The 24,610-nt window shown below is 69.2% G+C and carries 30 protein-coding genes; 24 read left to right on the top strand and 6 right to left on the bottom strand.

From position 1 onward, the window contains the following. Window positions 1-1,851, top strand: a 1,851-nt coding sequence (locus PO768_RS05540; protein ID WP_272645243.1) for a CHAT domain-containing protein, incomplete at its 5' end; no start/stop codon positions are given. 4 nt (window positions 1,852-1,855) lie between these two features. On the opposite strand, the gene PO768_RS05535 is transcribed toward PO768_RS05540, so the two are convergent. Next, complete coding sequence (locus PO768_RS05535; protein ID WP_272645242.1) at window positions 1,856-2,101, bottom strand: DUF4148 domain-containing protein; 246 nt, start codon at window positions 2,099-2,101, stop codon at window positions 1,856-1,858. 139 nt (window positions 2,102-2,240) lie between these two features. Here PO768_RS05535 and PO768_RS05530 point away from each other — a divergent pair, with 139 nt between their 5' ends. Beyond that, window positions 2,241-2,921: a heavy metal response regulator transcription factor gene (locus tag PO768_RS05530; RefSeq protein WP_137943824.1), complete on the top strand. Its 681-nt coding sequence runs from the start codon at window positions 2,241-2,243 to the stop codon at window positions 2,919-2,921. Beyond that, window positions 2,918-4,363, top strand: a complete 1,446-nt coding sequence (locus PO768_RS05525) for a heavy metal sensor histidine kinase (protein WP_272645241.1) — start codon at window positions 2,918-2,920, stop codon at window positions 4,361-4,363. The genes PO768_RS05530 and PO768_RS05525 overlap by 4 nt, the downstream gene beginning before the upstream one ends. Here PO768_RS05525 and PO768_RS05520 read toward each other — a convergent pair. Next, the gene (locus PO768_RS05520; RefSeq protein WP_272645240.1) at window positions 4,284-5,204 is read right to left on the bottom strand and encodes a LysR substrate-binding domain-containing protein; all 921 of its coding nucleotides are present in this window, start codon (window positions 5,202-5,204) and stop codon (window positions 4,284-4,286) included. The genes PO768_RS05525 and PO768_RS05520 overlap by 80 nt on opposite strands. A 107-nt stretch (window positions 5,205-5,311) precedes the next feature. Here PO768_RS05520 and PO768_RS05515 point away from each other — a divergent pair, with 107 nt between their 5' ends. The 18 genes from PO768_RS05515 (at window position 5,312) to PO768_RS05430 (ending at window position 19,109) form a co-directional block, all read left to right on the top strand. After that, window positions 5,312-5,566: a hypothetical protein gene (locus PO768_RS05515; protein WP_272645239.1), complete on the top strand. Its 255-nt coding sequence runs from the start codon at window positions 5,312-5,314 to the stop codon at window positions 5,564-5,566. A 140-nt stretch (window positions 5,567-5,706) separates the two neighbouring features. After that, the gene (locus PO768_RS05510) at window positions 5,707-6,453 is read left to right on the top strand and encodes a GntR family transcriptional regulator (protein WP_262971934.1); all 747 of its coding nucleotides are present in this window, start codon (window positions 5,707-5,709) and stop codon (window positions 6,451-6,453) included. Continuing rightward, complete coding sequence (locus PO768_RS05505) at window positions 6,450-7,415, top strand: ABC transporter permease (protein ID WP_262971933.1); 966 nt, start codon at window positions 6,450-6,452, stop codon at window positions 7,413-7,415. The genes PO768_RS05510 and PO768_RS05505 overlap by 4 nt, the downstream gene beginning before the upstream one ends. Then, the gene (locus PO768_RS05500) at window positions 7,412-8,236 is read left to right on the top strand and encodes an ABC transporter permease (RefSeq protein WP_272645238.1); all 825 of its coding nucleotides are present in this window, start codon (window positions 7,412-7,414) and stop codon (window positions 8,234-8,236) included. The genes PO768_RS05505 and PO768_RS05500 overlap by 4 nt, the downstream gene beginning before the upstream one ends. After that, window positions 8,236-9,210, top strand: a complete 975-nt coding sequence (locus tag PO768_RS05495) for an ABC transporter ATP-binding protein (protein ID WP_272645237.1) — start codon at window positions 8,236-8,238, stop codon at window positions 9,208-9,210. Before PO768_RS05500 ends, PO768_RS05495 begins: the two co-directional genes overlap by 1 nt. After that, on the top strand, window positions 9,164-10,222 hold the full coding sequence (locus PO768_RS05490) for an ABC transporter ATP-binding protein (RefSeq protein ID WP_272645236.1): 1,059 nt from the start codon (window positions 9,164-9,166) through the stop codon (window positions 10,220-10,222). Before PO768_RS05495 ends, PO768_RS05490 begins: the two co-directional genes overlap by 47 nt. After that, a complete protein-coding gene (locus tag PO768_RS05485; protein WP_272645235.1) occupies window positions 10,216-11,706 on the top strand; it encodes an ABC transporter substrate-binding protein in 1,491 nt (496 codons plus the stop codon). The genes PO768_RS05490 and PO768_RS05485 overlap by 7 nt, the downstream gene beginning before the upstream one ends. Further along, window positions 11,703-13,187, top strand: coding sequence for an amidase (locus PO768_RS05480; protein ID WP_272645234.1), 1,485 nt, complete (start codon window positions 11,703-11,705; stop codon window positions 13,185-13,187). The genes PO768_RS05485 and PO768_RS05480 overlap by 4 nt, the downstream gene beginning before the upstream one ends. 37 nt (window positions 13,188-13,224) lie before the next feature. Continuing rightward, a complete protein-coding gene (locus PO768_RS05475) occupies window positions 13,225-13,422 on the top strand; it encodes a hypothetical protein (RefSeq protein ID WP_272645233.1) in 198 nt (65 codons plus the stop codon). A gap of 11 nt (window positions 13,423-13,433) precedes the next feature. Then, window positions 13,434-13,856: a hypothetical protein gene (locus PO768_RS05470; protein WP_272645232.1), complete on the top strand. Its 423-nt coding sequence runs from the start codon at window positions 13,434-13,436 to the stop codon at window positions 13,854-13,856. Between the two features lie 24 nt (window positions 13,857-13,880). After that, the gene (locus tag PO768_RS05465) at window positions 13,881-14,612 is read left to right on the top strand and encodes an SDR family NAD(P)-dependent oxidoreductase (protein WP_272645231.1); all 732 of its coding nucleotides are present in this window, start codon (window positions 13,881-13,883) and stop codon (window positions 14,610-14,612) included. A gap of 99 nt (window positions 14,613-14,711) precedes the next feature. Continuing rightward, window positions 14,712-15,293 carry a GNAT family N-acetyltransferase gene (locus PO768_RS05460; RefSeq protein WP_272645230.1) on the top strand — a complete coding sequence of 194 codons (582 nt, stop codon included), beginning with the start codon at window positions 14,712-14,714 and terminating at the stop codon, window positions 15,291-15,293. Then, the gene (locus tag PO768_RS05455; protein ID WP_272645229.1) at window positions 15,290-15,700 is read left to right on the top strand and encodes a nuclear transport factor 2 family protein; all 411 of its coding nucleotides are present in this window, start codon (window positions 15,290-15,292) and stop codon (window positions 15,698-15,700) included. The genes PO768_RS05460 and PO768_RS05455 overlap by 4 nt, the downstream gene beginning before the upstream one ends. Before the next feature lie 70 nt (window positions 15,701-15,770). Next, window positions 15,771-16,370 carry a ClpP family protease gene (locus tag PO768_RS05450; RefSeq protein ID WP_272645228.1) on the top strand — a complete coding sequence of 200 codons (600 nt, stop codon included), beginning with the start codon at window positions 15,771-15,773 and terminating at the stop codon, window positions 16,368-16,370. A gap of 2 nt (window positions 16,371-16,372) precedes the next feature. Continuing rightward, on the top strand, window positions 16,373-16,924 hold the full coding sequence (locus PO768_RS05445; RefSeq protein ID WP_272645227.1) for a GNAT family N-acetyltransferase: 552 nt from the start codon (window positions 16,373-16,375) through the stop codon (window positions 16,922-16,924). Window positions 16,925-17,059: 135 nt separating this feature from the next. Then, entirely contained in the window at window positions 17,060-17,752 is a 693-nt protein-coding gene (gene aqpZ / locus PO768_RS05440) for an aquaporin Z (protein WP_137943840.1), read from the top strand. A gap of 241 nt (window positions 17,753-17,993) precedes the next feature. Beyond that, window positions 17,994-18,374 (top strand): hypothetical protein, encoded by a 381-nt coding sequence (locus PO768_RS05435; RefSeq protein WP_272645226.1) that lies wholly within the window; start codon window positions 17,994-17,996, stop codon window positions 18,372-18,374. 171 nt (window positions 18,375-18,545) lie between these two features. Next, window positions 18,546-19,109: a response regulator gene (locus tag PO768_RS05430; protein ID WP_171018324.1), complete on the top strand. Its 564-nt coding sequence runs from the start codon at window positions 18,546-18,548 to the stop codon at window positions 19,107-19,109. Between the two features lie 19 nt (window positions 19,110-19,128). Here PO768_RS05430 and PO768_RS05425 read toward each other — a convergent pair whose 3' ends face one another. After that, on the bottom strand, window positions 19,129-19,509 hold the full coding sequence (locus PO768_RS05425) for a hypothetical protein (RefSeq protein ID WP_272645225.1): 381 nt from the start codon (window positions 19,507-19,509) through the stop codon (window positions 19,129-19,131). Between the two features lie 110 nt (window positions 19,510-19,619). On the opposite strand from PO768_RS05425, the gene PO768_RS05420 reads away from it, so the two are divergent. After that, window positions 19,620-20,417, top strand: a complete 798-nt coding sequence (locus PO768_RS05420; RefSeq protein ID WP_272645224.1) for a hypothetical protein — start codon at window positions 19,620-19,622, stop codon at window positions 20,415-20,417. A 58-nt stretch (window positions 20,418-20,475) separates the two neighbouring features. After that, complete coding sequence (locus tag PO768_RS05415; protein WP_272645223.1) at window positions 20,476-21,954, top strand: ComEC/Rec2 family competence protein; 1,479 nt, start codon at window positions 20,476-20,478, stop codon at window positions 21,952-21,954. Here the strand turns inward: PO768_RS05415 and PO768_RS05410 are convergent, their stop codons facing one another. Continuing rightward, the gene (locus PO768_RS05410; protein WP_272645222.1) at window positions 21,955-22,578 is read right to left on the bottom strand and encodes a histidine phosphatase family protein; all 624 of its coding nucleotides are present in this window, start codon (window positions 22,576-22,578) and stop codon (window positions 21,955-21,957) included. Between the two features lie 4 nt (window positions 22,579-22,582). Continuing rightward, a complete protein-coding gene (locus tag PO768_RS05405; protein ID WP_272645221.1) occupies window positions 22,583-23,230 on the bottom strand; it encodes a glutathione S-transferase family protein in 648 nt (215 codons plus the stop codon). A 151-nt stretch (window positions 23,231-23,381) separates the two neighbouring features. On the opposite strand from PO768_RS05405, the gene PO768_RS05400 reads away from it, so the two are divergent. Beyond that, a complete protein-coding gene (locus PO768_RS05400; RefSeq protein ID WP_262971916.1) occupies window positions 23,382-23,504 on the top strand; it encodes a hypothetical protein in 123 nt (40 codons plus the stop codon). Window positions 23,505-23,518: 14 nt separating this feature from the next. Here the strand turns inward: PO768_RS05400 and PO768_RS05395 are convergent, their stop codons facing one another. Next, window positions 23,519-24,511: an XdhC family protein gene (locus PO768_RS05395; RefSeq protein ID WP_272645220.1), complete on the bottom strand. Its 993-nt coding sequence runs from the start codon at window positions 24,509-24,511 to the stop codon at window positions 23,519-23,521. Window positions 24,512-24,610 lie beyond the last annotated feature (99 nt).

Here is a 24,610-nt window from a genome sequence, read left to right as displayed (position 1 = left end):
GTGGGCGCGCCCTGCACGGCCGGCTGGCGCGACGCGCGCGGCGAGCCGCTGGACTTCAAGCCGCTGGCCGGCGCCAGGGACGAGGCCGAGGGCGTGGCCGAGTGGCTGGGCTGCGATGCCCGGCCCTGGCATGTGCACAAGCTGGTGGGCGAGACGGTGTCCTTCGAGCGGGTGCGCACCGCCTTGCTGGAGCGGCCCTACCGCATCGTCCATCTGGCCGGCCATGGCGTGGTCGACCAATGGGTGTCGGACATAGTCGCCGGCCAGGCCTTGCGCAAGACCGGCATGCTGCTGAGCCACCAGCAGGTGCTGGCGGCCGCCGATGTCGAGCAGATGGACCCGGTGCCGGAATTCGTTTTCATCAACTGCTGCTATTCGGGTCGCGATGGCACCGAGGCCGAGGTGCTGGGCCAGCGCAACTATCCGCTGCTGGCCTCCAGCCTGGCGCTGCAGTTCATCAAGATGGGCGCCAAGGCGGTGGTCGCGGCCGGCTGGCAGGTCAACGATGCCGACGGCCTGCGCTTCGCCGAGACGCTCTACACCGCCTTGCTGCGGGACGGCGCCGATTTCGGCAGTGCGGTGCGCGACGCCAGGGCGTCTATCTACCAGCCCGGCGGCGGCAGCAACACCTGGGGCGCCTACCAGTGCTATGGCGACCCGGCCTGGCGACTGGAGGGCCTGGCCGGCAGCGGCTATGGCGATTTCAACGGTACCTCGCGGCTGCGCGGCGCCGAGGACTGCATGAGCCATATGGAGCTGTCCGAACGCATCCTGCAGGTGGTCGCGGTGGCCGGCGACAAGCGCTGCTCGGCGCTGCTGAGCCAGCTCAAGGCGCTGGAGCTGCGCCTGCGCGCCGACCCGCTGCGCCAGGCCTGGCTGCACAGCTCGCGGGTGCGCGCCGCCTTTGGCGAGGCTTACCGTGAGCTGGGCGCGCACGACGACGCGGTCAAGTGGCTGCAGCTGGGCGCCCGCACCGCCTACTCACGGGTGCAGCTGCGCCATATCGAGCTGATGGTCAACTCGCTGGCCCGGCTCGGCGAGGCGCGCGCCCAGATCATGGGCCGCGACATCCTGGAGCGGCTGGAAGCCATCGACGACCCGCAACTGCTCTGGCCCGAGCCCGGCGGCATCGGCGGCGCCGCCAGCGCGGCCTCGGAGCGGCGCTGCCTGCGTGGCAGCGTGCAGATGCGCCGCGCCGCGCCCGCGCCGGATCAGGCGCAGGGCTGGAATATCGCGCTGCTGGCCGAGGCGGCGCAGTTCTTCGCCGCCGGCTATGTGGACAAGCTGGCGCCGCTGAACGGGCTGGGGCTGCAGGATGCGGCCGGCCGCGACCACGCCGACCGGCGCGCCTTCGCGCTGTCCAACGCGCTGCTGTGCTGGGGCCTGGCCCGGCTGGGCGGCATCGAGCCGCAGGGGGTGGACATGCTGCTGGAGCAGCACTGCGACTGGGAGCGCCAGGTGCAGGAGCTGCTCGACGAGATCGAGTCACTGGGTCTGTCGACCCGCTTCTGGCACTACACCAACACCTTCGAGCTGCTGGTGGCGCGCCAGCTGCTGCGCATCGCGCTGGCCCGGCCCGAGGTCGCGGCAAGTCCGCCGCTGACTCCGGCCGACGGCCGCGCGATCCGGCCCGATCTGCAGCGCGCGCTGCAGCTGCTGGAAGCGGCCCTGGTGCGCTGGCCCTCGCCCAGCGAGATCGAGAGCATCCAGCATCGCTTCCGCGCCATCCTGGCCGTCGGCCAGACGGCGCAGCGGACCGGTGATCATGGGCCGGCGCTGGACGAGCTGGTCGCGACCGCCGAGCGTGCGCTGGCCCTGCTGGCCGCGCACGAGCGCCGGCATGATGGCTGAGCGCTCAGCGCGCGGCGCTGTTCGCGTCCTGCTTGGCGGCCAGCGTGGTCTTGGCGGGGTAAAGCTGGGGGTGGCGCTGGCGCGGCGTCAGGCCGTCCTCGCCGACCGGCAGCGTGCCATTGAGCCGGGCCTCGGCCAGCTCGGCCTTGACCTGCTCGCGGCTCTTCTCGCCAGCATCGCGCGCGGCCAGCGCGGGGCCGGCGAGCAGCAGGGTGGCGCTGCACAGGGAGATCAGGGTGAGCTTGTTCATCGGGTGATCCTTTGCATGAAGTGGAGACCTCACTGTAGAAAGGCGTCGCTGGCCGGGCGCTGACGGCGCGATGACAAAGCTGTCATCCGCCGCGCTGGCGCTTCAGGCATGCTGGCGGCCTTGCAAACAGGAGAAGGTCTTGCGCATCCTGGTGGTCGAAGACGAGCCCAAGACGGGCGACTATCTGAAGAAGGGCCTGGGCGAGTCGGGCTTTGTGGTCGATGTAGCGAGTGACGGCATCACCGGCCTGCACCTGGCCCAGCAGCAGGGCTACGACCTGATCGTGCTCGATGTGATGCTGCCGGGCATGGACGGCTGGCGCGTGCTGCGCCGGCTGCGCGAGGGCCGCGACACGCGGGCCACGCCGGTGATCTTCCTGACCGCGCGCGACGCGCTGGAAGACCGGGTCCAGGGCCTGGAGCAGGGCGCCGACGACTATCTGGTCAAGCCCTTTGCCTTCGCCGAGCTGCTGGCCCGCATCCGCACGCTGCTGCGGCGCGGGCCGCTGCGCGAGGAGGAGCTGCTGGCCGTCGACGATCTGCTGCTGAACGTGCCGGCGCGCGTCGTGACCCGGGCCGGCGAGCGCGTGCATCTGAGCGCGCGCGAGTTTGCGCTGCTGCATCTGCTGATGCGGCGCCAGGGCGAGGTGCTGTCGCGCAGCCAGATCGCGTCGCTGGTCTGGGACATGAATTTCGACAGCGACACCAATGTCGTCGATGTCGCGGTGCGGCGCCTGCGCCTGCGCATCAACGATCCGGTGCCGGGCCGGCTGATCCATGCGGTGCGCGGCATGGGCTATGTCTGCGAGCTGCGCCCATGAGCCGCCTGCCGCTGAGCTGGCGCCTGGGTCTGCTGTTCGCGGCGCTGGTGGCGCTGAGTTGTGGCTCGCTGGGCGTCTATCTCTACCAATCCTTCGCCCAGCAGCTGGAGCGCCGCGATGATCTGCAGCTGCTGGGCCAGCTGCGCCATCTGCGCCAGCTGCTGGCCCACACGGCCGCGCCCCGGCTGCTGCTGGACCAGCCGCAGTACCTGCGCGACACGATGAGTGCCGACAGCAATGTCTATGTGCTGGTGCACGACGAGGCGGGCCGCCTGCTGCTGGACGTGCATCCGGGCCACGAGCCCCTGCCGACGCCGGACCCGGTGCCGCTGGGACGGGCCGCCGGCCTCGGCGATATCCGCTACTGGACCACGGTTGCCGGCGTGCCGGCCGCCGCGGTGGGAGCGCTGTCGCCGCTGGGTTCGGGCCGCAATGTGCGCATCACGGTGGCGCGCATCTGCAATGAGCGCACCGAGCTGCTGGCCGACTACCGGCGCCGCATCTGGTTCAGCGTGCTGTTCTTCGCCGTCGCGGGCGGCGCGCTGGCGCTGGGGCTGATGTGGCAAGGCCTGGCCCCGCTGCGCCGCCTGGCCCGCGAAGCCGGCCGCATCACCGCCCAGCGGCTCTCGACCCGGCTGTCCGAGCGGGCGGCCCCGGCCGAGATGCGCGGCCTGATCGCCGCCTTCAACGCGATGCTGCTGCGCCTGGAGCAGGGCTTTGCCCAGGTCAACCAGTTCGCCGCCGATCTGGCTCATGAGCTGCGCACGCCGGTCGGCAATCTGCTCGGCCAGAGCCAGGTGATGCTGGCGCGCCCGCGCAGCGCCGAGGACTACCAGGCCCTGCTGGGCTCGAACATCGAGGAGCTGGAGCGGCTGAACCGCATGATAGACAGCATGCTGTTCCTGGCCCGCGCCGAGCACAGCGCGATGGCGCTGCAGCGCCAGGCGCTGGACCCGGCCGCGGAGCTGGCGCGCCAGGCCGACTACTTCCAGGACCTTGCCGAGGAGCGCGGGCTGCGCCTGCTCACGAGCGTCGTCGGCAGCGAGCCGCTGCAGGCCGACACCATGCTGCTGCGCCGCGCGCTGGCGAACCTGCTGGCTAATGCCGTGCAGCATGCAAAGCCCGGCAGCCAGGTCCGGCTGAGCGCACGGCGGCGGCCCGGTGCCTGGGAGCTCAGCGTCGACAACAGCGGCGAGCCGCTGCCGGCCGAACTGCTGGAGCGGCTGTTCGAGCGCTTCTACCGCGCCGATCCGGCGCGCGCCGACTCGGCCCGCTCCAGCGGCCTGGGTCTGGCCATCGTGCGCTCCATCATGACCTTGCACGGCGGCAGTGCGACGGTGGTCCAGCCGGCCGCCGGCGATATCAGCTTCCGGCTGTGCTTCCCCGATGCAGCTCCTCGTGCAGCCAGTCCCGCAGCGCCAGCAGCGGGGGCCAGGTCTTGAGGGCTGGCGGGTAGACCAGGTGATAGGGCAGGGCCTGGGCATGGACGATGCTCAGCGGTGAGAGCTGTCGCAGCCGGCCCTCGCGCAGCGCGTCGGCGGCCAGGATCTCACGGGCCAGGGCCAGCCCCAGATCCTGCTCAGCCGCCTGCAGCAGCAGACCCACATCGTTGAACACCGCCACCGGCGTGACCCGGCGCTGCACGCCGGCCGCAGCGAACCAGGACTCCCAGGCCTCGGCGTGGCCCAGCAAGGCTTCCTCGCCCAGCCCCTCGGCGGTCAGCGTGGCGCCGCGCCGGCCCAGACCCAGGCGCTTGGCGGCGGCCGGTGAGCCGACCAGTATCAGCGGCACCTGGGTGCCGATCAGCTCTTCCGATGCCAGGCCCGGCCAGGGGCCGCGGCCATGGCGGATGCCGGCATGAATGCCCTCGCGGGCCAGGTCGATCAGCTGGGGTGAGGCGCTGATCTCCAGCGCCAAGCCGGGATGGCGGCTGCGCCAGCCCTGCATGCGCGGCAGCAGCCAGCGCTGGGCGAACGAGGGCACCACGCTCAGCCGCAGGCTCTGCGCCTGCAGCCCGGCCGCCGCAGCCGCCGCACTGACGCCGCGGTCCAGCTCGGCCAGGGCCTTGTTGACGCTGGCCAGCAAGGCCTCGCCGGCGCTGTTGAGCAGCAGGCGGCGGCCGCGCCGCTCGAACAGCGCATGGCCCAGCTGCGTCTCCAGCGCGCGCAGCTGGTGGCTCAGCGCGCTGTGCGTCAGATGCAGGGTCTCGGCCGCCGCACGCAGATTCTGGGTCTGGGCGATGACGCGAAATGTCGGCAGGGTGTTGAGCGGCAGGCGCACCATGGCGGGCCCTCTGCTGGTTAGTTATTTCGACCATACCAGAGAAAAACAATCAATTCCATTGCCCAGGTCGGCGACCTATCCTGAGTTCACTCGATAGGAGATCCGCCATGCTTCACTCTGCCACCGGCGCTTGCGCCGACTCGCTCACCCGCTCCGCCCCCGCATCCTTCGCTGACCGTTGGCATCGCTGGGGAGGGGGGCTGTGGGCGCTGCTTTTCGACACCGCCGCCCTGCCGAGCGAGCCCGAGCGGCTCGATGATCTGGATGCCCGCAGCTTGCGCGATATCGGCTGGTGGTGCGTCGGTAGTCGGCGTGCCGATCACGAGAACCTGGCCAGCCACCGCATCGATTTCTTTCTCTGAGCCAGAACAGCAATGTCTTTTGGCCAGCCTGGGGCAAACCCCTGTCTGTACTTTGTATCCAAAGTCCATCCCGCGACCGAGGCGCCGGCCGACTAGCGTCAGAATGGCGGCTGTTGTAGGCAGAGCCAGCGGTGCGGTCGATGAATCTTGTGAGTGGTGGGGAAGCCCCGGAAGCGTTTGAATGGCAGAGCCGCGTGCGTCTGGTCGACGAGGTCGCGCGGGTGCTGCGCCAGCGCATCTATACCGGCTTCTACCCGCCCGGCGAGCTGCTGCGCCAGGTGCAGCTGTCGGAAGACCTGAAGGTCAGCCGCACGCCGCTGCGCGAGGCGCTGCGCATGCTGCAGAGCGAGGGGCTGGTCGAGGCCGACGGGGTGCGCGGCGTCAGCGTCGCGCGGGCCGACCGGCGCCGGCTGCTGGACGCCTACACGATGCGCGAGATGCTGGACGGCCTGGCCGCACGCCAGGCGGCCGAGCGCGGCGCCGAGCGCGCGCATGCGCTGCTCGACCCGATGATCGCGGCCCAGCGCCGCACCTTGGAGCCCTGGTCGCCGGCCGACTACACCCGCTTCAATGTGGACTTCCACTCGGCCATCATCGCGCTGGCCGACAACGAGTTCCTCAACGCCCAGCTGGCCCTGGTGCGCAAGACCTCGCAGGTGTTTGCGCCGGCCGTGCTGATCAGCCATGAGCGCGCCGGCCCCGCCATCGCGGAGCATGAGCGCATCGTCGCGGCGATTGCCTCGGGCGATGGCGACGCCGCCGAGCGCCTGGGCCGTGCCCATATCCACGAGACGATTCTGTGCCTGCGGCGCGAGCTGGATGGCGGCGCGCCCCACGGCGCGACGGTGCCGCCTGCCGTGATCGGGCGTCGGCGCCCGGCCGCATGAGCCTGTTCCTGCTCAAGCGCTTTGCCACGCTGATCGCCACTCTGCTGGCGGCCTCCTTGCTGGTGTTCGGCGTGCTGGAGGTGCTGCCCGGCAATGCGGCCCAGCTCTTGATGGGGCCGGACGCCGCGCCCGAGGCGGTGGCCGCACTGGCCGAAAAACTGGGTCTCAACGACAGCGCCTGGACCCGCTATGGGGCCTGGCTGGCGGGGCTGCTGCTGCGCGGCGATATGGGTCTGTCTTACGCCTACAGCACGCCGGTGGCCGAGCTGATTGCCGAGCGCCTGGCGTTGACCGTGCCGCTGGCGCTGATCGCGATGGCGCTGACCACGGTGATCGCGCTGTCGGCCGGCGTCTATGCGGCCTCGCGCCACAACCAGGCCGGCGATGTCGGCATCATGGGCTTGAGCCAGCTGGGCATCGCGGTGCCGAACTTCTGGTTCGCGATCCTGCTGATCCTGCTGTTCGCAGTGCATCTGCAATGGCTGCCGGCCGGTGGCTTCCCGGGTTGGCGCGAGGACGATGGTGGCGGCATCTGGCCGGCGCTGCAGGCCCTGCTGCTGCCGGCCGTCTCGCTGGCCGTGGTGCAGGCGGCCATCCTGGCCCGCATCACCCGCTCGGCGATGCTGGAGGTCTTGCGCGAGGATTTCGTCCGCAGTGCGCGTGCCAAGGGCCTGAGCCGGCGCGGCGCGCTGTGGGGCCATGCGCTGCGCAACGCGATGATTCCGGTGCTGACCGTGATGGGCCTGCAGTTCGCCAATCTGCTGGCCGGCACCATCGTGGTCGAGAACGTGTTCTATCTGCCGGGCCTGGGCCGGCTGATCTTCCAGGCCATCGCCAACCGCGACCTGATTGTGGTGCGCAATGCGGTGCTGCTGCTGGCGGTCATGGTGATCGTCGTCAACTTCGTCGTCGATGTGCTGTATGCCTGGATAGACCCGCGCATCAAGGCGGCGGATCTATGAGGCGCGCGCTGCAACACCCCAGCTTTGTTCTTGGCGCCGCGTTGACCGCGCTGCTGCTGCTGGCGGCCCTGCTGTCCCTGTTCTGGACCCCCTGGCCGCCCTACGAGATCGACATCCCGGCCAAGCTGCAGGCGCCCAGCGCGGCCCACTGGCTGGGCACCGATGCGCTGGGCCGCGACATCGCCAGCCTGCTGCTGCTGGGCGCGCGCAACTCCATCCTGGTCGGCGTGATCGCGGTGGGCATCGGTCTTGGCATCGGCACCCTGCTGGGCCTGTGGGCGGCGGCGCGGCGCGGCTGGGTCGAGGAGGCGGTGATGCGCTTCTCGGACTTCAGCTTCGCCTTCCCGGCCATCCTGCTGGCCATCATGATGACGGCGGTGTTCGGCCCCGGCATCGTCAACGCCATCATCGCGATCGGCCTCCACAACATCCCGACCTTCGCCCGCATCAGCCGCGCCAGCGCCAAGGCGCAATGGGCGCGCGACTATGTGCTGGCCGCGCGGGCCTGCGGCAAGGGCGCCTGGCGCATCAGCGTCGAGCATGTGCTGCCGAACATCGCCTCGGTGCTGATCGTGCAGGCGACCATCCAGTTCGCGCTGGCGATACTCGCCGAGGCCGCGCTGTCCTATCTGGGCCTGGGCACCCAGCCGCCCGAGCCCAGCTGGGGCCGCATGCTGGCCGAGGCGCAGACGCTGATGTTCCAGGCGCCGCTGCTGGCGGTCTTTCCCGGCCTGGCCATCATGGCGGCCGTGCTGGGGCTCAATCTCTTGGGCGACGGGCTGCGCGATCTGCTCGACCCCAAGCTTGCGAGGGCGCGCTGATGCTGGAAGTCAAGGACCTGCGCGTGCAGCTGCAGACCCGGCGCGGCCCGGCCGAAGCGGTGCGCGGCCTGAGCTTCGAGCTGGCGCGCGGAGAGACGCTGGGCCTGATCGGCGAATCGGGCTGCGGCAAGTCGCTGACCGCGCTGGCGCTGATGGGCTTGCTGCCCGACAGCGCCCAGGTCAGTGGCGCGATCCGCTTCCAGGGTCAGGACTTGCTGGCGCTGAGTGACCGCGAGCGCAGCGCGCTGCGCGGCAACCGCATGGCCATGGTGTTCCAGGAACCGATGACGGCGCTGAACCCGCTGCACCGTGTCGGCGCCCAGGTGGCCGAGCCGCTGCGCCTGCACCGGGGCTGGGGCGCGGCGCGGGCGCTGGAGGAGGCGGTGCGCCTGCTGGAGCGGGTCGGCCTGCCCGACGCGAAGCGGCGTGCCCTGGCCTATCCGCACGAGCTGTCCGGTGGCCAGCGCCAGCGGGTGAGCATCGCGATGGCGCTGGCCTGCGAGCCCGATCTGCTGATCGCCGACGAACCGACCACGGCACTGGACGTGACGATACAGAGCCAGATCCTGGACCTGCTGGCCGAGCTGGTCGAGGAGCGCGGCATGGGCCTGATCCTGATCTCGCACGACCTCGGCGTGATCGCCGAGAACGTGGGGCAGATGCTGGTGATGTATGGCGGCAGCGTGGTCGAGCGCGGGCCGACCGCAGCCGTGTTCGAGCGCATCGGCCATCCCTACACCCAAGGCCTGTTCGCCGCCCGGCCACGGCTGGGCATGGCGCGCGGCGCGCGGCTGCAGACGATTGCCGGCAGCGTGCCCGAGCTGGCGGACCTGCCCGCTGGCTGCCCCTTCAGCGCGCGTTGCCGGCTGGCGACGGCCGAGTGCGCAGACACGCGCCCGCCGGCGCTGGCGATGCCGCAGCCGGGGCATGAGGTCAGCTGCCTGCATCTGGAGGAGGCGTTGCGTGGCCGATGATGCGCTGCTGAAGGTCGAGAACCTGCATCGCCACTACCGGCTGCCGCGCGAACGCCTGTTCGCGCCGGCGCCGAGTTTGCAGGCGCTGCGCGGCGTCAGCTTCGAGCTGAAGGCCGGCCAGTCGCTGGGCGTGGTCGGCGAGTCGGGTTCGGGCAAGAGCACCCTGGCGCGGGCGGTGATGGCGCTGGAGACGCCGGACCAGGGTCGGGTCTTGCTGAAGGGGCAGGACCTGCATGCGCTGCCGCCGGCCGCGCTGAGGGCGGCGCGGCGCGACTTCCAGATGGTGTTCCAGGACCCTTATGGCTCGCTGGACCCGCGCCGCAAGGTCGGCCGCATCGTCGCCGAGCCCCTGGTGTCGCTGACCTCCGCAGGGCCGGCCGAGCAGCGCGAGCGGGTGCTCGACAGCCTGGTGGCCGTGGGCCTGCGCGAGGCCGATCTGGACAAGTATCCGCACGAATTCTCCGGCGGCCAGCGCCAGCGCATCGCGATCGCGCGCGCGCTGGTGACGCGGCCGCAGCTGATCGTCGCCGACGAGCCGGTCAGCGCGCTCGATGTCTCGGTGCAGGCCCAGGTGCTGAACCTGCTGCAGGAATTGCGCGAGCGCTATGGGCTCTCCTACCTGCTGATCAGCCATGACCTGGCCGTGGTCGACCATGTCTGCGACCAGCTCATCGTGCTCTACCGGGGCCGGGTGGTGGAGCAGGGCAGCCCCGAGGCGCTGTTCCGCCTGGCCGCCCATCCCTACACCCAGGCCTTGCTGGACGCGGTCCCGCGTACGCGGCCGACGGGCCAGCGGCGGCGCGACAGGCCTGCCGTAACGCCGATACAGTCACAGCCGATGGCAAGACCTGGCACCGGCTGCGACTTCGCGCCGCGCTGCCCGCATGCGAGCCCGCGCTGCGCTGCCGAGCCGCCGCTGCTGCGCGAGCTGGGGGCGGGGCAGCGCGCGGCATGCCATCATGCCGAGAAGATTTTGCAAACCCGGATTGCAGCGGAGGATTCCAGATGTTGATGAAGCAATTGATACTGGCCACGAGTCTGGCCGCACTGGGGCTGCTGAGTGCGGGCGTCCAGGCGCAGGCCAGAAAGGACAGCCTGGTGCTGGCGATGACGCTGGAGCCGCCGGGCCTGGACCCGACCGCCGGCGCGGCCTCGGCGATTGCCGAGATCGTCCAGTACAACATCTTCGAGACCCTGAGCAAGATCGGCCCGGACGGCAAGGTCAGCCCGCTGCTGGCAGAGAGCTGGGAGGTCTCGCCGGACCTGAAGACCTATACCTTCAAGCTGCGCAAGGGCGTCAAGTTCCAGAACGGCGAGCCCTTCGATGCGGCGGCGGTGACGTTCAGCTTCGAGCGTGCGGCCGCCGAAAAAAGCGTCAACCACGACCAGCGCCGGTTCGCCGCGATGGACTTCATCGCGACGCCCGATCCCCACACCGTGGTGATCGGCCTGAAGACCATAGAGCCGGATTTCCTGTTCCTGATCGGCCAGGCCACCGCCATCATCGTCGAGCCCAAGAGCGCCGAGAGCAATGCCACCCGGCCGGTCGGCACCGGGCCCTACAAGCTGGAGAACTGGGCCAAGGGCTCGGCCGTCACGCTGACCCGCTGGGACGGCTACCGCGCCGCGCCGCAGCTGAAGATACGCCGCGTCAGCTTCCGCTTCATCAGCGACTCGGCGGCCCAGGTGGCGGCCCTGCTGTCGGGCGATGTCGATGCCTTCCCGCGCGTGGCCGCAGCGCGCAGCCTGGGCCAGTTCAGCAGCGACAAGCGTTTCCAGGTCATCAAGGCCGGTTCGCGGGCCAAGACCATACTGGCGATCAACAACAAGAAAAAACCGCTGGACGATGTGCGGGTGCGCCGCGCGATCGCCGCCGCGCTGGACCGCAAGTCCATCATCGAGGCGGCGGCCGATGGCTTCGGTGTGCCCATCGGCAGCCATTACGTGCCCGGCGCGCTGGGCTATCTGGACACGACAGCCCTCAACCCCTTCGACCCCAACAAGGCCCGCGCGCTGCTGAAGGAAGCGGGCGTGGCGACGCCGCTGGAGCTGAGCCTGAAGCTGCCGCCCACGCCTTATGCGCGCCAGGGTGGCGAGGTCGTTGCGGCCCAGCTGGCCAAGGTGGGCATCGTCGCGAAGATAGAGAACGTCGAGTGGGCGCAGTGGTTGTCGGGTGTCTACACCAACAAGCAGTACGACCTGAGCCTGATCAGTCATGTCGAGCCCTTCGATCTGAACAACTATGCCAAGCCCGGCTATTACTGGGGCTATGAGAACCCGGCGTTTGCCAAGCTGCTGGAGCGCATCAACAACACGCCGCGCGAGGCCGAGCGCGCCAAGCTGCTGGGCGAGGCGCAGCGTCTGCTGGCGCAGGACGCGGTCAACGCCTATCTGTACCAGCCGGTCTGGCTGACGGTGGCCAAGCGTCAGCTCAAGGGCTTGTGGACGGATATGCCGGTCTTTGTCAACGACATCTCGGCTTTGAGCTGGGAATGAGCGCGCCGCTGTTCTCGCTCAGCGCCGTCGAGCTGCTGGACGGCTACCGCCGCCGCGCCTTCTCGCCGGTCGAGGTCACGCAAGCGGTGCTGGCCCATATCGGGTGCTGGGAGCCGCAGCTCTGCGCGCTCTATGCGCCGGACCCGGAGGCCGCACTGGCCCAGGCCCGTGCGTCCGAGGCGCGCTGGTTGAAGGGCGAGGCGCTGGCGCTGGACGGTGTGCCGCTGACCTTGAAGGAAAACATCGCGACGCGCGGCACGCCGATGCCGCTGGGCACGGCCGCCACGGTGCTGAGCCCGGCCACCGAGGATGCGCCGCCGGCGGCCCGCATGCGCGAGGCCGGCGCCGTGCTGCTGGCCAAGACCACGATGCCGGACTACGGCATGCTCAGCTCCGGGCTGTCGAGCTTTCATCCGCTGACCCGCAATCCCTGGAACCTGGACCGCAACCCCGGCGGCTCCAGCGCCGGCGCGGCCGCAGCGGCGGCGGCCGGCTATGGACCGCTGCATCTGGGCACCGATATCGGCGGTTCGCTGCGCCTGCCGGCCTCCTGGTGCGGCATCTTCACCCTGAAGCCCAGCCTCGGCCGCATCCCGATCAAGCCGCCGTTCGCCGGCCGCGTTGCCGGCCCGATGACGCGCACGGTGACCGACGCCGCGCTGATGATGGCTTCGCTGTCCCGCCCCGATTGGCGCGACACGATGAGCCTGCCCGCCCAGGACATCGATTGGCTGAGCCTGGACCGCGATGTCAAAGGCCTGCGCATCGGCCTGATGCTGGACGCCGGCTGGGGCCTGGATGTCGAGCCCGAGACCCGCGCCGCCGTCGAGGCCGCCGCGCGCCTCTTCGAGGCTGCCGGCGCCCGGGTCCAGCCGCTGCCTGCATTCAGCACGCGCGCGATGATCGACGGCCTCGACAAGTTCTGGCGCATGCGCTCCTGGCTGGACATCTCGGCCCTGCCGCCGGAGCGCCAGGTGCTGGTCCTGCCCTATATCCGCGACTGGGTGTCCACCGGCGGGAGCTTGAGCGCGGCCGAACTGTTCCACGGCTACAGCCAGATGGCGGCCTTCCGCGAGGCGGCGGTCGCGGCCTGCCAGCCCTATGACTATGTGCTGTCGCCGGTCAGCCCGGTGCCGGCCTTTCCGGCCGAATGGGCCAGCCCGATCAACGACCCGCAGCGCCCCTTCGAGCACATCGCCTTCACGCTGCCCTACAACATGAGCGAGCAGCCGGCCGCTTCCATCAACTGCGGCTACACCAAGTCCGGCCTGCCTATCGGCCTGCAGATCATCGGCCAGCGCTTCGACGATCTGGGCGTGCTGCAAATGGCGCGGGCCTTTGAGCAGATGCGGCCCGCGCAGCGCGACTGGCCGCAGCCGCCCGAGGCGCTGGCTGACGATGAGACCGACGCAGATGCTGACGACGTACCGCTGATCCGCCGTTCCAAGCCAATGGCGAATCGGGGACGGGCGGGGTATTGATGAGGCCGCAGGAGCGCTTTGATTGAACGAGGGACATTTGCTGGCCAAGCTGGTGTGGGCACTGCTGTTCCTGCCGGCATCCAGCTTCCTGATCTGGGCCATTGGCCGCCGCCTGCCTGCCGAGCATGGGCTGCGCAAGTTCTTGGAGAAACATGGCGCCATGAAGCTGGCGTACTGGGGACTGTTCATCTCCTGGGCGACGGCAGGACTCGTGCTGGCGCTGCTTTACTCCTGAATGCGCGCGCCATGTTCGTGAAGTACATTTGGCCGGGCTTCAAGCTCCTGTTGTCCCTGTCGCTGTTGGCGGCCCTGCTCGCCTTCATCGTTGCTGCGCCGCAGGCCTTGGCGGATCCGAGCGTGTGGGGGCTGTCTTCGATCTTGCTTGTCATGGCCGCGCTGCCCTGGGTCGATTTCGAGCGTCCAAACCGGGCGCTGGGACTGAGTGGCCTCGTGTTCGGGCTCGGGGTGGGCTTTGCTGCCTGGCAGACCGCCTTCGGCGTGACCGAGTGGCCGAGGGCGTGTCGGGGGCGGAGCAGCCTGATCTGCGAGCTGCAGAATCTGCTGTGGCTGGCGGGCGGGCCGACTCTGGCAGCGCTGCCCCTGCTCGTGGTCGCGGTCGCGCTGTTCTGGGGCGGAGCTCGGTTAGTGCGGCGGACCAATTACCGGTGAGGGGTCTCGACGAGATTTAAGACGATGGATCTGCAACTCAAAGGCCTGCGGGCCGTGGTCACCGGCGGCTCCTCGGGCATAGGCGCGGCCATCGTGCGCACCTTGGCCGCCGAGGGCTGCGAGGTGATGTTTTGCGCGCGTGATCCGGGCCGCATCGAGGCCGCGCTGCGAGCGCTGGAGTGTCTGCCCGGTCGGGTCAGCGCCCGCGCGCTCGATGTCACTGACACGCCAGCACTGCGCGACTGGCTGGGCTCGCTGGGCGGCTTTGACATCTTTGTGCCCAATGTCAGCGCGCTCAGCGGCGACTGGGAGCAGGCGATACGCAGCGATATCCGCGCCACGGTGGAGGCCACCGAGGCCGCCGTGCCCTGGCTGCAGCGCTCGCCGCAAGCGGCCATCACCTATATCGGCTCCAAGGCCGGCTCGCTGGCGGCGCCCAACTCGGCGGCCTATGGCGCGGCCAAGGCGGCGCTGGCTCACTACATGAAGTCGCTGTCGGCCCGGTTGCTGCCCGGCGTGCGCGTCAATACCGTGTCGCCCGGCGATACCCTGGTGGTCGATGGTTTCTGGGACCGGGTGCGGCGCGAGGAGCCGGATCAATTCGCCAAGGTCGTGCAGCGCAACCCGCTACAGCGCCTGGCCACGCCCGAGGAGATCGCCCGTGTCGTGGCTTTTGTCTCGAGCCCGGCGGCCAGCTTTGTCGCGGGGGCGAACTGGTATGTCGATGGCGGGTCGACGGCGCATGTGCAGATATGAGTCTTGATGGCGGAACAGAACCCGGCGATGCAGCTGTGCCTGCTTGCGGTGCAGCGGGCGAGCGCTGAGCGCGCTACCGAATTCAGAATGGAGTCTTCAATGATCGAGATCCACCCGCTCTCCCCTGACCGCCAGGCCGACTTCATGGCTTTTTTCGATGGCGAGGCCTTTAGCGACAACCCGCGCTGGGCTTTTTGCTACTGCCAGTGCTTTTACGAGGACCACCGGGTCGTCAACTGGAAGGCACGGACGGCCGGCGAGAACCGCGATTGCGCTGCGCGGCGCATAGCGACCGGGCGGATGCAGGGCTATCTGGCCTATCGCGAGGGCCGCGTGGTCGGCTGGTGCAATGCGGCGCCACGCCCGCTGCTGCATGCGCTGGACGACGAACCGCCGTTGCAGTCCCCGCCCGAGGAGCTGGCCCGCACCGGCACGATCGTGTGCTTCCTGGTGGCCCCCAGTCAGCGTGGCCAGGGCATTGCGAAAGCTCTGCTGGACGCTGCCTGTGATGGCTTGCGGGAGCAGGGCATGGCCCGCGTTGAGGCCAATCCGCGCACCGACCTGGCCAGCGCCGCCGACAACCATTTCGGACCGCTGAAGTTGTACCTGGCGGCCGGCTTCGAGCAGCTGCGCGATGACGGCGACGGCAGCGTGTGGGTCGGTAAGGATCTGGGGCGATGAGTGAAGCACAGCAGAACAGCAGCGCTGGCATCGCGCTGGCCGAGCATATCCGCAGCCTCGAACGCAGCCGCCTGCGCGCGCTGGTGGCCGCCGACATGGCGACCGCAGGCCCGCTCCATGCCGACGACTTCCAGCTGATCACACCGGGTGGCGTGGCCTTCAGCCGCGATCAATACCTGGGCAAGATAGCGCAGGGCACGCTGCGCTATCTGCGCTGGGAGCCGGATGCCGAGATGGCGGTGCGCGTCAGCGGCCAGGACAGCGCGGCGATACGCTATCAGGCCACGCTGGCCTTCGATGGCAGCGCGCCGTTTCGTTGCTGGCATATCGACACTTACGAGCGCAATACCCAGGGTCAGTGGCAGGTCGTGTGGTCGCAGGCCACGGCGATCAAGCCGGCCAGCTGAACCCGATCTGGCGCTGCCGACGCATGCGCCACAATCACCACCAGACATCCATGTTCCGGAGACTTTCGCCATGAATCACGCCCACACCCTTGCCGCCGAATCCGCGCCCAGCGCCGGCGATCGCCCCGACCGCCTGGAGGAGCAGCTGTCCTTCAAGTCGCGCTTCGTGCTGCTGTTCGGCGAGATCAGCGACACGGTTGCCCATGCGACCTGCCGCCGCCTGCTGGCGCTGGCGGCCGAGTCCGATGCGCCGATCACCTTGCTGATCTCCTCGCCGGGCGGTCATGTGGAATCGGGCGACGCGATCCACGACATGATCAATTTCGTGCGTGCCCCGGTCACCACGGTGGGCACCGGCTGGGTGGCCAGCGCCGGCGCCCATATCTTCCTGGCGCCGCCCAAGGAGCGCCGCGTCTGCCTGCCCAACACCCGCTTCATGATCCACCAGCCGGCCGGCGGCGCCGGCGGCCAGGCCTCGGACATCGCGATCCAGGCGCGCGAGATCCTGCGCACCCGCGAACGCATCGCCCAGGTCATCGCCAAGCAGACCGGCCAGAAACTCGAGCGCGTGCAGACCGATATGGAACGCGACCACTGGATGAGCGCCGCCGAAGCGATCGACTACGGCATCGTCTCGCGCATCATCGAGCGCCAGCAAGAGCTGGGCTGATCTTGCCTTCGGCACCGCTGCCGGCCGGCGACCGGCTGCTGCTGCGCCCCTTCGACGATGGCGATGCGTCGGCCTTCGCGGCCGCTGCGCGCGAGTCGGTCGCGACGGTGGGGCGCTGGATGCCCTGGTGCAGCGAGGTCTACAGCGAGCAGGACGCGCTCGACTGGTTCGCCGCCTGCCGGGCCGGCGCGGCGGCGGGCACGGCCCATGAGTTCGGCATCTTCGACCGCGAGACCGGCGCCTTCATCGGTGGCACCGGCCTGAATCTGATCAACCACCAGCATCTCTACTGCAATCTGGGCTACTGGGTGCGCCAGTCGCGGCAAGGGCAGGGGGTCGCCGGCCGCTGCGTCCAGGCGCTAGCGGCCCATGCTTTCGGCGTGCTGGGCCTGCGGCGTGTCGAAATCATCGTCGCCGAGGGCAACCGGCCCAGCGAGGCGGTGGCCCGCAAGTCCGGCGCGCTGCTGGAATGCGTGGCCCGCCAGCGCCTGAACATCCGCGGCGTGTCGGTGCCGGCCTCGGTGTTCTCGCTGGTGGCCGGATCGGATCGCTGACCAGCAAGACCTGGCCCCTGCCCAGGGGACATTCCGAGATTGCCTTGTCACGAGGCTTGCATCATGATGCGGCGCAGCCGCCGGCGGCAACTTGGACTGGCCGGCGTGTTGAACCCTTTGGTGGAGGAAGAAACGATGACAACAAAGCAATATGGTGCCGAATTCCTGGGCACGTTCTGGTTGGTGCTGGGTGGCTGCGGCAGCGCGGTGCTGGCGGCTGCGTTTCCGGGCCTGGGCATCGGCTTTGTCGGCGTGTCGCTGGCCTTCGGCCTGACGGTGCTGACGATGGCTTATGCGGTGGGCCATATCTCGGGCGGGCATTTCAACCCGGCCGTCTCGGTGGGCCTGTGGGCCGGCGGCCGCTTCCCGGCCTCGCAGCTGCTGCCCTACATCATTGCCCAGGTGCTGGGCGGTCTGGCGGCCGGCGGCGTGCTCTATCTGATCGCCAGCGGCAAGGCCGGCTTTGATGTGTCGGCCGGTTTCGCGTCGAACGGCTTCGGCGAGCATTCGCCCGGCGGCTACTCGATGCAGGCGGCGCTGATCACCGAGGTGGTGCTGACGGCCTTCTTCTTGATCATCATCCTGGGTGCCACCGACGGCCGCGCGCCGGCCGGCTTTGCGCCGATCGCGATCGGCCTGGCCCTGACCCTGATCCACCTGATCAGCATTCCGGTCACCAACACCTCGGTCAACCCGGCGCGCAGCACCGGCGTGGCGATCTATGTCGGCGGCTGGGCGGTGCAGCAGCTGTGGCTGTTCTGGCTGGCCCCCATCGTCGGCGCGCTGCTGGGTGCGGCCGCCTACCGCGTGGTCGGCGCCAAGTCCTGATCGCTCGCGGCAAGACCTGACCCTTTTATGACGAAAGCCGGCCTGCGGGCCGGCTTTTTCATGGGCGTCGCATCGGCATTCTTGTGAAATCCTGAATGCTCAGTTGCGGCGCTGCCGGTTTTTCTTCAGCGGCCCGAGGTTCAAAGTTCGATCCATGGACACGGCGATACCGACAACAAGGATCGCTGGCTCCAGAGCCTCAAACCCAATCCAACCGCAAGCTGAAAAGGAACTATCGATCATGAACAAGCTGACCGCCGTCATCGCCCTTGCCCTGCTGTCGACCACCGGTGCCGCGATGGCCCGAGGCGGGGCCTTCAACGAACTGGGTCGCGACAGCGATGTGAGCGTGAGCGCCGCGGCGCCACAGACCCGCGCCGCCGTGCTGGCCGAGCTGCAGAAAGCCCGCGGCGCGCTGGACCGCCTCAACAGCGAGTCCTATGCACCGCAGATCTCGACCGTGTCGACCAAGAGCCGCGCCGAGGTGCTGGCCGAGCTGCAGCAAGCGCGCGCCAGCGGTGAGCTGGCCTTGCTGAACAGCGAGCATGCCGACTTTGCCTACGGCCCGCAGATCCGTCCGCTGCCGCAGACGCTCGCCGGCCAGCCGCGCAGCGCGCAGTAAGCGCGAGCGGATGCACAGGCCGGGTCGCCGCAGGCTCGGCTGATTGCGTCAGCATCACGACAAAGGCGACCTTGTGTCGCCTTTTCTATTGCTTGAATCGGATCCGACAGTGGGAGAATGAGTGGCCTCAGCGGGCCGTGGAGGGCTGGCCGAGCTCAGGAGAACCCCGTCATGCCTTTTGAAGTCCCGGAATTGCTCGGTCCCTATCTGCTGCCGCTGTTGATCGCGGTGCCGCTGGCCATTGTGGTGCTGGTCATCAGCCGCCGCCGTGGCGACGATCTGGACAACACCCGGGCGGCCCCAAGCACGATGCTGCCGCCGACCCAGCCGATGACCTTGGCCGAGCAGGGCCAGCCGGCCTCGCTGCTGCTGGTCGACGACTCGGCGGTGGCGCGCGCCAAGCTGGGCAAGCTGTTCGAGAGCGCCGGCTACCGCGTCACCCTGGCCAAGGACGGCGTCGACGCGCTGGAGCAACTGGCCCAGCAGCATTTCAATGTGATGGTCACCGACCTGGAAATGCCCAACAAGGACGGCTTTGAGCTGATCGCCGATGTGCAGGGCAGTCTGGAGACTGAGGATCTGCCCATCATCGCGATCACCGGCCACGACGAGCTGCACACCCGGGTGCACGATGTGCAGGGGATCTACGGTCTGTTCAAGAAGCCCTGGAACGACCGCGAGCTGCTCAAGCGGGTCGAGGCCCTGGTCTCGATGCGCAAGCCGCGCAAGGCCTGACCCTCGGCACTGGCCCGAGCTAGCGCAACAAGGCCCAGGCCAGCAGCGCCGCAGCCAGCGCTGCCAGCCCCGCGAAGCCATAGAGCAGCAGCCGGCTGCGCAGGCGCAGCATCTCCACCGCCTCGACCAGGCGCGCATTTTGCTCGGCCAGCGACTGCAGCAGGGCCGCGCTCTCGGCCTGCTGCCGGCTCAAACCGCCCAGCTCGATCTCCATCTTCTGCAGCCGCTCCAGCGCCTCGGGCAAGGATTGGGGCGGCGGGCTGGGCTGCTCGGCGATCTCGGCCGCCTCGTCCTGGCTGCGCTTGAACAGCTTGCGCGCGCCCTTGACCAGGGCCGGCGTGGCCTCGATCACATCGGCCCAGGGAATCACTTTCAGTGCCAGCAGCCAGGGAATGGCCATCGATACAGCTCCTTGTTGTGCATGAGGTGATTGTGAACCGCTACGCTGGGTTCACCCGCCGTCGCCATTTTGCTAGGCTGCGGGCATTGCCATGTTTGTGAGCCATGCCCATGCGCTGCCGCCATCTCCCGCTCGTTCTCGCCCTGCTCGCCGCCCCGGCGCTGTGGGCCCAGGCCCTGCCGACACCGGCCGTGCTGCAGGCCAGTCTGGCTGCGCCGCCGCAGCCGGTCACGGTGATCGAGCCGCATCTGAGCGTCGGTGGCAAGCAGGTGCGCCTGAGCTATCTGGGCTATCCGATCGCCCAGGTGCTGAGCGCCCATCTGGGGCCCGACTGGCAGAAGACGCCCGGCAAGGAGATCAAGTTCCGCGCGCTGGACGGCTATGTCTCGCGCATTCCGGTCGAGCGCTTCGCCAAGCATCGTGCCTGGCTGGTGCTGGCTCGCCAGGACGGCAGCGAGTTCGTGGTCGACAATCTGGAGCAGAACCAGAAGCGCGTGCCCCTCGGGCCCTACTACCTGGTCTGGGACAATATCGCCGCGCCCGAGTTGCAGGCGGAGGGCGCCAGCGGCTGGCCCTATCAGGTTGCCCAGATCGCGCTGCGCACCAGCAGCAAGACGGCCCTGCTGCCGCCCGGGCTGGCGCCGGGTTTCGAGGTCCAGGCCGGCCTGGCGCAGAAGTTCTGTCTGAACTGCCACCAGGTCAACGGCTTTGGCGGTGACAAGATGCCCATCAATCTGGCGGCCCGTGCCAAGCAGATCGATGCCGCCACCTGGCAGCGCTGGCTGCTCAATCCCAGCGCGGTAAGACCGGGCACGGCCATGCCGCCGCTGCCCGAGGGCCTGGCCGACCGCGAGACGGTGGCGCGCCAGCTGCACGACTATCTGAAGGCCTTGCCGGTCAGCGAGTAGGCGTCGCCACGACTATGCGTTCACAATCGGCTCGGCCCGCATGCAGCAGGAGCCCGCGATGAACGACAGCGTCACGAAGTACATCGGCAGCGACACCGCCCGGCTCTACCAGGCGGCCAGCGGCAGCCAGGTCCGGCTGGAGCTGCTCTGGGGTGACCGGGCCCAGCTGCTGGAGGCGGGACCGAGCCGCTCCAAGGTTCGCGCGCGCGGCAAGACCGGCTGGGTCGACAACGCGGCGCTGGGCGGACAGTCGCTGCTGGAGGTCTACATCATCGATGTGGGCCAGGGCGATGGCATCCTGATACGCACGCCCGACGACCGGCATCTGATGATCGACGGCGGCTATGCGCGCAGCAAGCAGCCCAGCGGCAAGAACGCGGCCGACTTCGTCGACTGGAAATTCGCCAAGGACTATGGCCGCGACACCATCAAGCTCGACGCGATGATCGCCTCGCACTGCGATGCCGACCATTACGGCGGCCTGGCCGATCTGCTCGATGTGGCGCAGACCGCCGAGCTCGATGCCAAGAAGCTGCAGGTCGAGGCCTTCTATCACGCCGGTGTGGCCTGGTGGACCAACCCGGCCAACGGCCAGCGCTGGCTAGGCCCGAGCTCGGCCGACAAGCGCTGGCTGACCCAGCTGATGGGCAGCCGCAACGAGGTGCTGGCCGCGCTGAAGCCCGGCGCCGAGCCGCGACTGCAGGGCGAGTGGGCCGGCTTCATGGCCCATGTGTGCAAGGCCCGCACCGCCGCCGGCCGCATCACGCCGGTGCGCCGCCTGAGCCAGAAGGACGGCTTCCTGCCCGGTTTCGATGGCGCCGGCGGCGGCGTCGCGATCAAGGTGCTGGGGCCCTGGGAGCAGACCCTGGCCGGCAAACCCGCCTTGCACAGCTATGCCTCGGCGCCCAGCCAGAACACCAACGGCAATAGCGTGCTGCTGCGCCTGGACCATGGGCGCGCCCGCATCCTCTTGACCGGCGACCTCAACACCGCCAGCCAGCGCGCGCTGCTGGACGACTATGCGGGCCGGCGCATCGAGTTCCAGTGCGATGTGGCCAAGGCTTGCCACCATGGCAGCGACGATGTGAGCTACGAGTTCCTGGCCGCGCTGCGGCCGGCCGTCACGGTGATCTCATCGGGCGACAGCGAGGGCCACGACCATCCGCGCCCGGCCATCGTCGCGGCCAGCGCCACCACCGGCCATCTGCAGGTCGAGCAGGACCGCATCGTCACGCCGCTGGTCTACTCGACCGAGATCGCCCGCAGCGTGCAGCTGGGCAAGCCGCTGCGCCTGATCACGCCCGATCACGCGCACGAGCAGGCCGAGCTGGCCAAGATCCGCATCGAGGCCGCCGTCACCAAGGCCGGTGACCTGAATCCCAGCAAGACCACGCGCACGCTGGCCAGCACCCTGGTGGTGGCCGGTCTGGTTTATGGCCTGGTCAATATCCGCACGGATGGCGAGACCATCATCTGCGCGACGCTCAACGAGAAGGACCACAGCTGGAGCGTGCGCAAGATCAGGTCGAGGTTCTAGCTAGCCCGCCAGATCCCGCGCATGCTCGTCATCGGCCCAGCCGAGGATCTCGAAGCCGCCGCCGTCCTTGAGCTGCACGCGGTTGATGCCGGTGTTCGGAATCGCACATTCGCGCGCGCCATGCAGGCTCAGGCCCTTGGCCGTGCGCCAGACCATGTCGAGCACGCCGCCATGGGTCACGACGGCCAGGCGCTGGCCGCTGTGCTGGATGGCCAGCTGCTGCAGCGCGCCGATCACGCGGCGGTGGAACAGCGTGCGGCTCTCGGCGCCGCCGGGCAGCGCGTAGTCGGGCTCGTGCTTGGCCCAGAGGGCGAACTCGGCCGGGTGCTGGATGCGGATGTCCTCGAAGGTCAGGCCTTCGAGGATGCCGAAGGCCTGCTCGCGCAAGGTCGGCGTGTAGCTGGGCACCAGCTTGGTCTGGCCGGCCAGCGGCGCGGCGGTCTGGCGGGTGCGCATCAGATCGCTGACCACCAGCGCGTCGATGCGCTCGGCCGCCAGCCGGGCGCCCAGGCGTTCGGCCTGGGCCAGGCCGCGCTCGTTGAGCGGCACATCGAGATGGCCCTGGAAGCACTGACGGCGATTCCAGTCGGTCTCGCCATGGCGTATCAGTATCAGTTCGGTCATGGCTTCAGATCCAGGGCTGGGGCAGCTGCTCGGTCGCGATGGCCTGCTGCACCGCCGGGCGTTCCAGCATGCGCTGCAGATAGACGCCCAGCAGCGGCAGGCTGCGCGCCGGCCGCGCGAAGCTGCGGGTCCAGCGGCACAGCATGAAGGCCAGCGCGTCGGCCACGCTGTAGCGTTGGCCCAGCAGCCAGGGGCCGTCATGGCTGGCCAGCTGGGCTTCCAGCTGGTCCAGCAGCGGCGCGATGCGCGCCTCGCCCTGGGCCTTGACCTGGGCCACGCCCTCCGCATTGCCCTCGGCCACCCAGCGTTCGGGGTAGAAGTAGGCCAGGAGCAGCGGCTGGAAGGTATTGGTCAGCCAGATCAGCCATTTGTAGAACTGGGCCCGCTCGGCCGTGGCCAGCGGCGGCACGAGGCCGGCCTCGGGATGGGTGTCGGCCAGGTGCAAAAGGATGGCGGCGGTCTCATACAGCACCAACTCGCCCTCGACCAGCACCGGAATCAGCCCGTTGGGGTTGAGCTTCAGATAGTCGGCCGACTTGTGCTCGCCGGCGGCGCGGTCGACCAGCTTCAGCTCGAAAGGCACGGCCAGTTCGTTCAGGACGATGTGGGGCGCGAAGCTGGCATTGCTCGGGTGGTAGTGCAGCTGGATCATGGGGTGGGCCGGGCGTGATCGATGGTCGGCATCGTAGCGCCAGCTTGTGACGACGTGGGGGCGGCGGGGTGCGCCAGCGCACGGACGATGCGATCGGTTTCATGCAAGCTGGCTCACCGGCGGAATTCCGTCATTGCAGGAGAGATCAGCCATGTCCAAGGGCCAGCGCGGCAACAAGGAAGCCAAGAAACCGAAGAAGGACCCGCCGATTAGCAAGCCCGCCGACCCGGGCGCCTTGGCGCCGCCGGTGGCGGAGCGGGGGCGCAAGAAGTAGGCGAGGGCTGGTGTTCAGACCACGCAGCCGGCCTCGCTGCCCGAGCCCTGCTGCGAGCTCGCCAGGCTCACGCCATAACGCTCGGCCGTCATATGGGCCAGGATGGACAGCGCGATCTCGGGTGGCGTGCGGGCGCCGATGTTCAGGCCGACCGGGCCGTGCAGTCGCGCCAGCTGGGCCTCGCTCATGCCGAAATGCTCTGCCAGGCGGGCCTTGCGTTTGGCCTGGTTGACACGCGAGCCGATCGCGCCGACATAAAAGGCCGGGCTGCCCAGCGCTTCCATCAGGGCCAGGTCGTCGAGCTTGGGGTCGTGGGTCAGCGCGACGATGGCGCTGTGGCCATCGGGGGCAAAGCGCTGCACCACGTCGTCCGGCATCTCGCGCGTCAGGGTGGCGCCAGGGATGTCGGGCTGGTACTCGTCGCGCGGGTCGCAGACCAGCACCTGGTAGTCCAGCGCCAGCGCCATGCTGGCCAGGTACTGGGTCAGCTGGCCGGCGCCGATGATCAGCAAGCGCCATTGCGGGCCGTGATGGGTGATCAGTTGCGTCTCGCTCAGGCGCACCACATCGGCATGGGCCTGCGGGGCCAGCAGGCGCACCGCGCCGCTGGCCAGGTCCAGCTCGCGTTGCACCCGCTCGCCGGCCGCCAGACGGGCCAGCAGGGCCGGGATCTGCGAGGACGCGCTCAGCGGCTCCAGCACCAGCTCCAGCGTGCCGCCGCAGGGCAGGCCGAAGCGGGTGGCCTCTTCGGCGCCGACGCCGTAGCGGATCAGATCGGGTCTGCTCAGGGTCAGCGCGCCCTCGCGCACCTTGGCGATCAGATCGTCCTCGATGCAGCCGCCCGAGACCGAGCCGGCGATCAGGCCGTCGTCGCGCACCGCCACCACCGAGCCCACCGGCCGGGGCGCCGAGCCCCAGGTGCGGGTGATGGTGCCCAGCACGACGCGCCGGCCCTCGCTCATCCAGCTCGATACCTGGCGCAGCACATTCAGATCAACATTGTCCATAAGCGTTCTTTGAGACTCTAGCNATGGTGCCCAGCACGACGCGCCGGCCCTCGCTCATCCAGCTCGATACCTGGCGCAGCACATTCAGATCAACATTGT

The sequence above is a fragment of the Paucibacter sp. XJ19-41 genome (genome assembly GCF_028462495.1).
Taxonomy (GTDB): domain Bacteria; phylum Pseudomonadota; class Gammaproteobacteria; order Burkholderiales; family Burkholderiaceae_C; genus Roseateles_E.
Note: the sequence above shows the minus strand (reverse complement) of the source record. Positions and strands in the feature narration are given on the sequence as shown.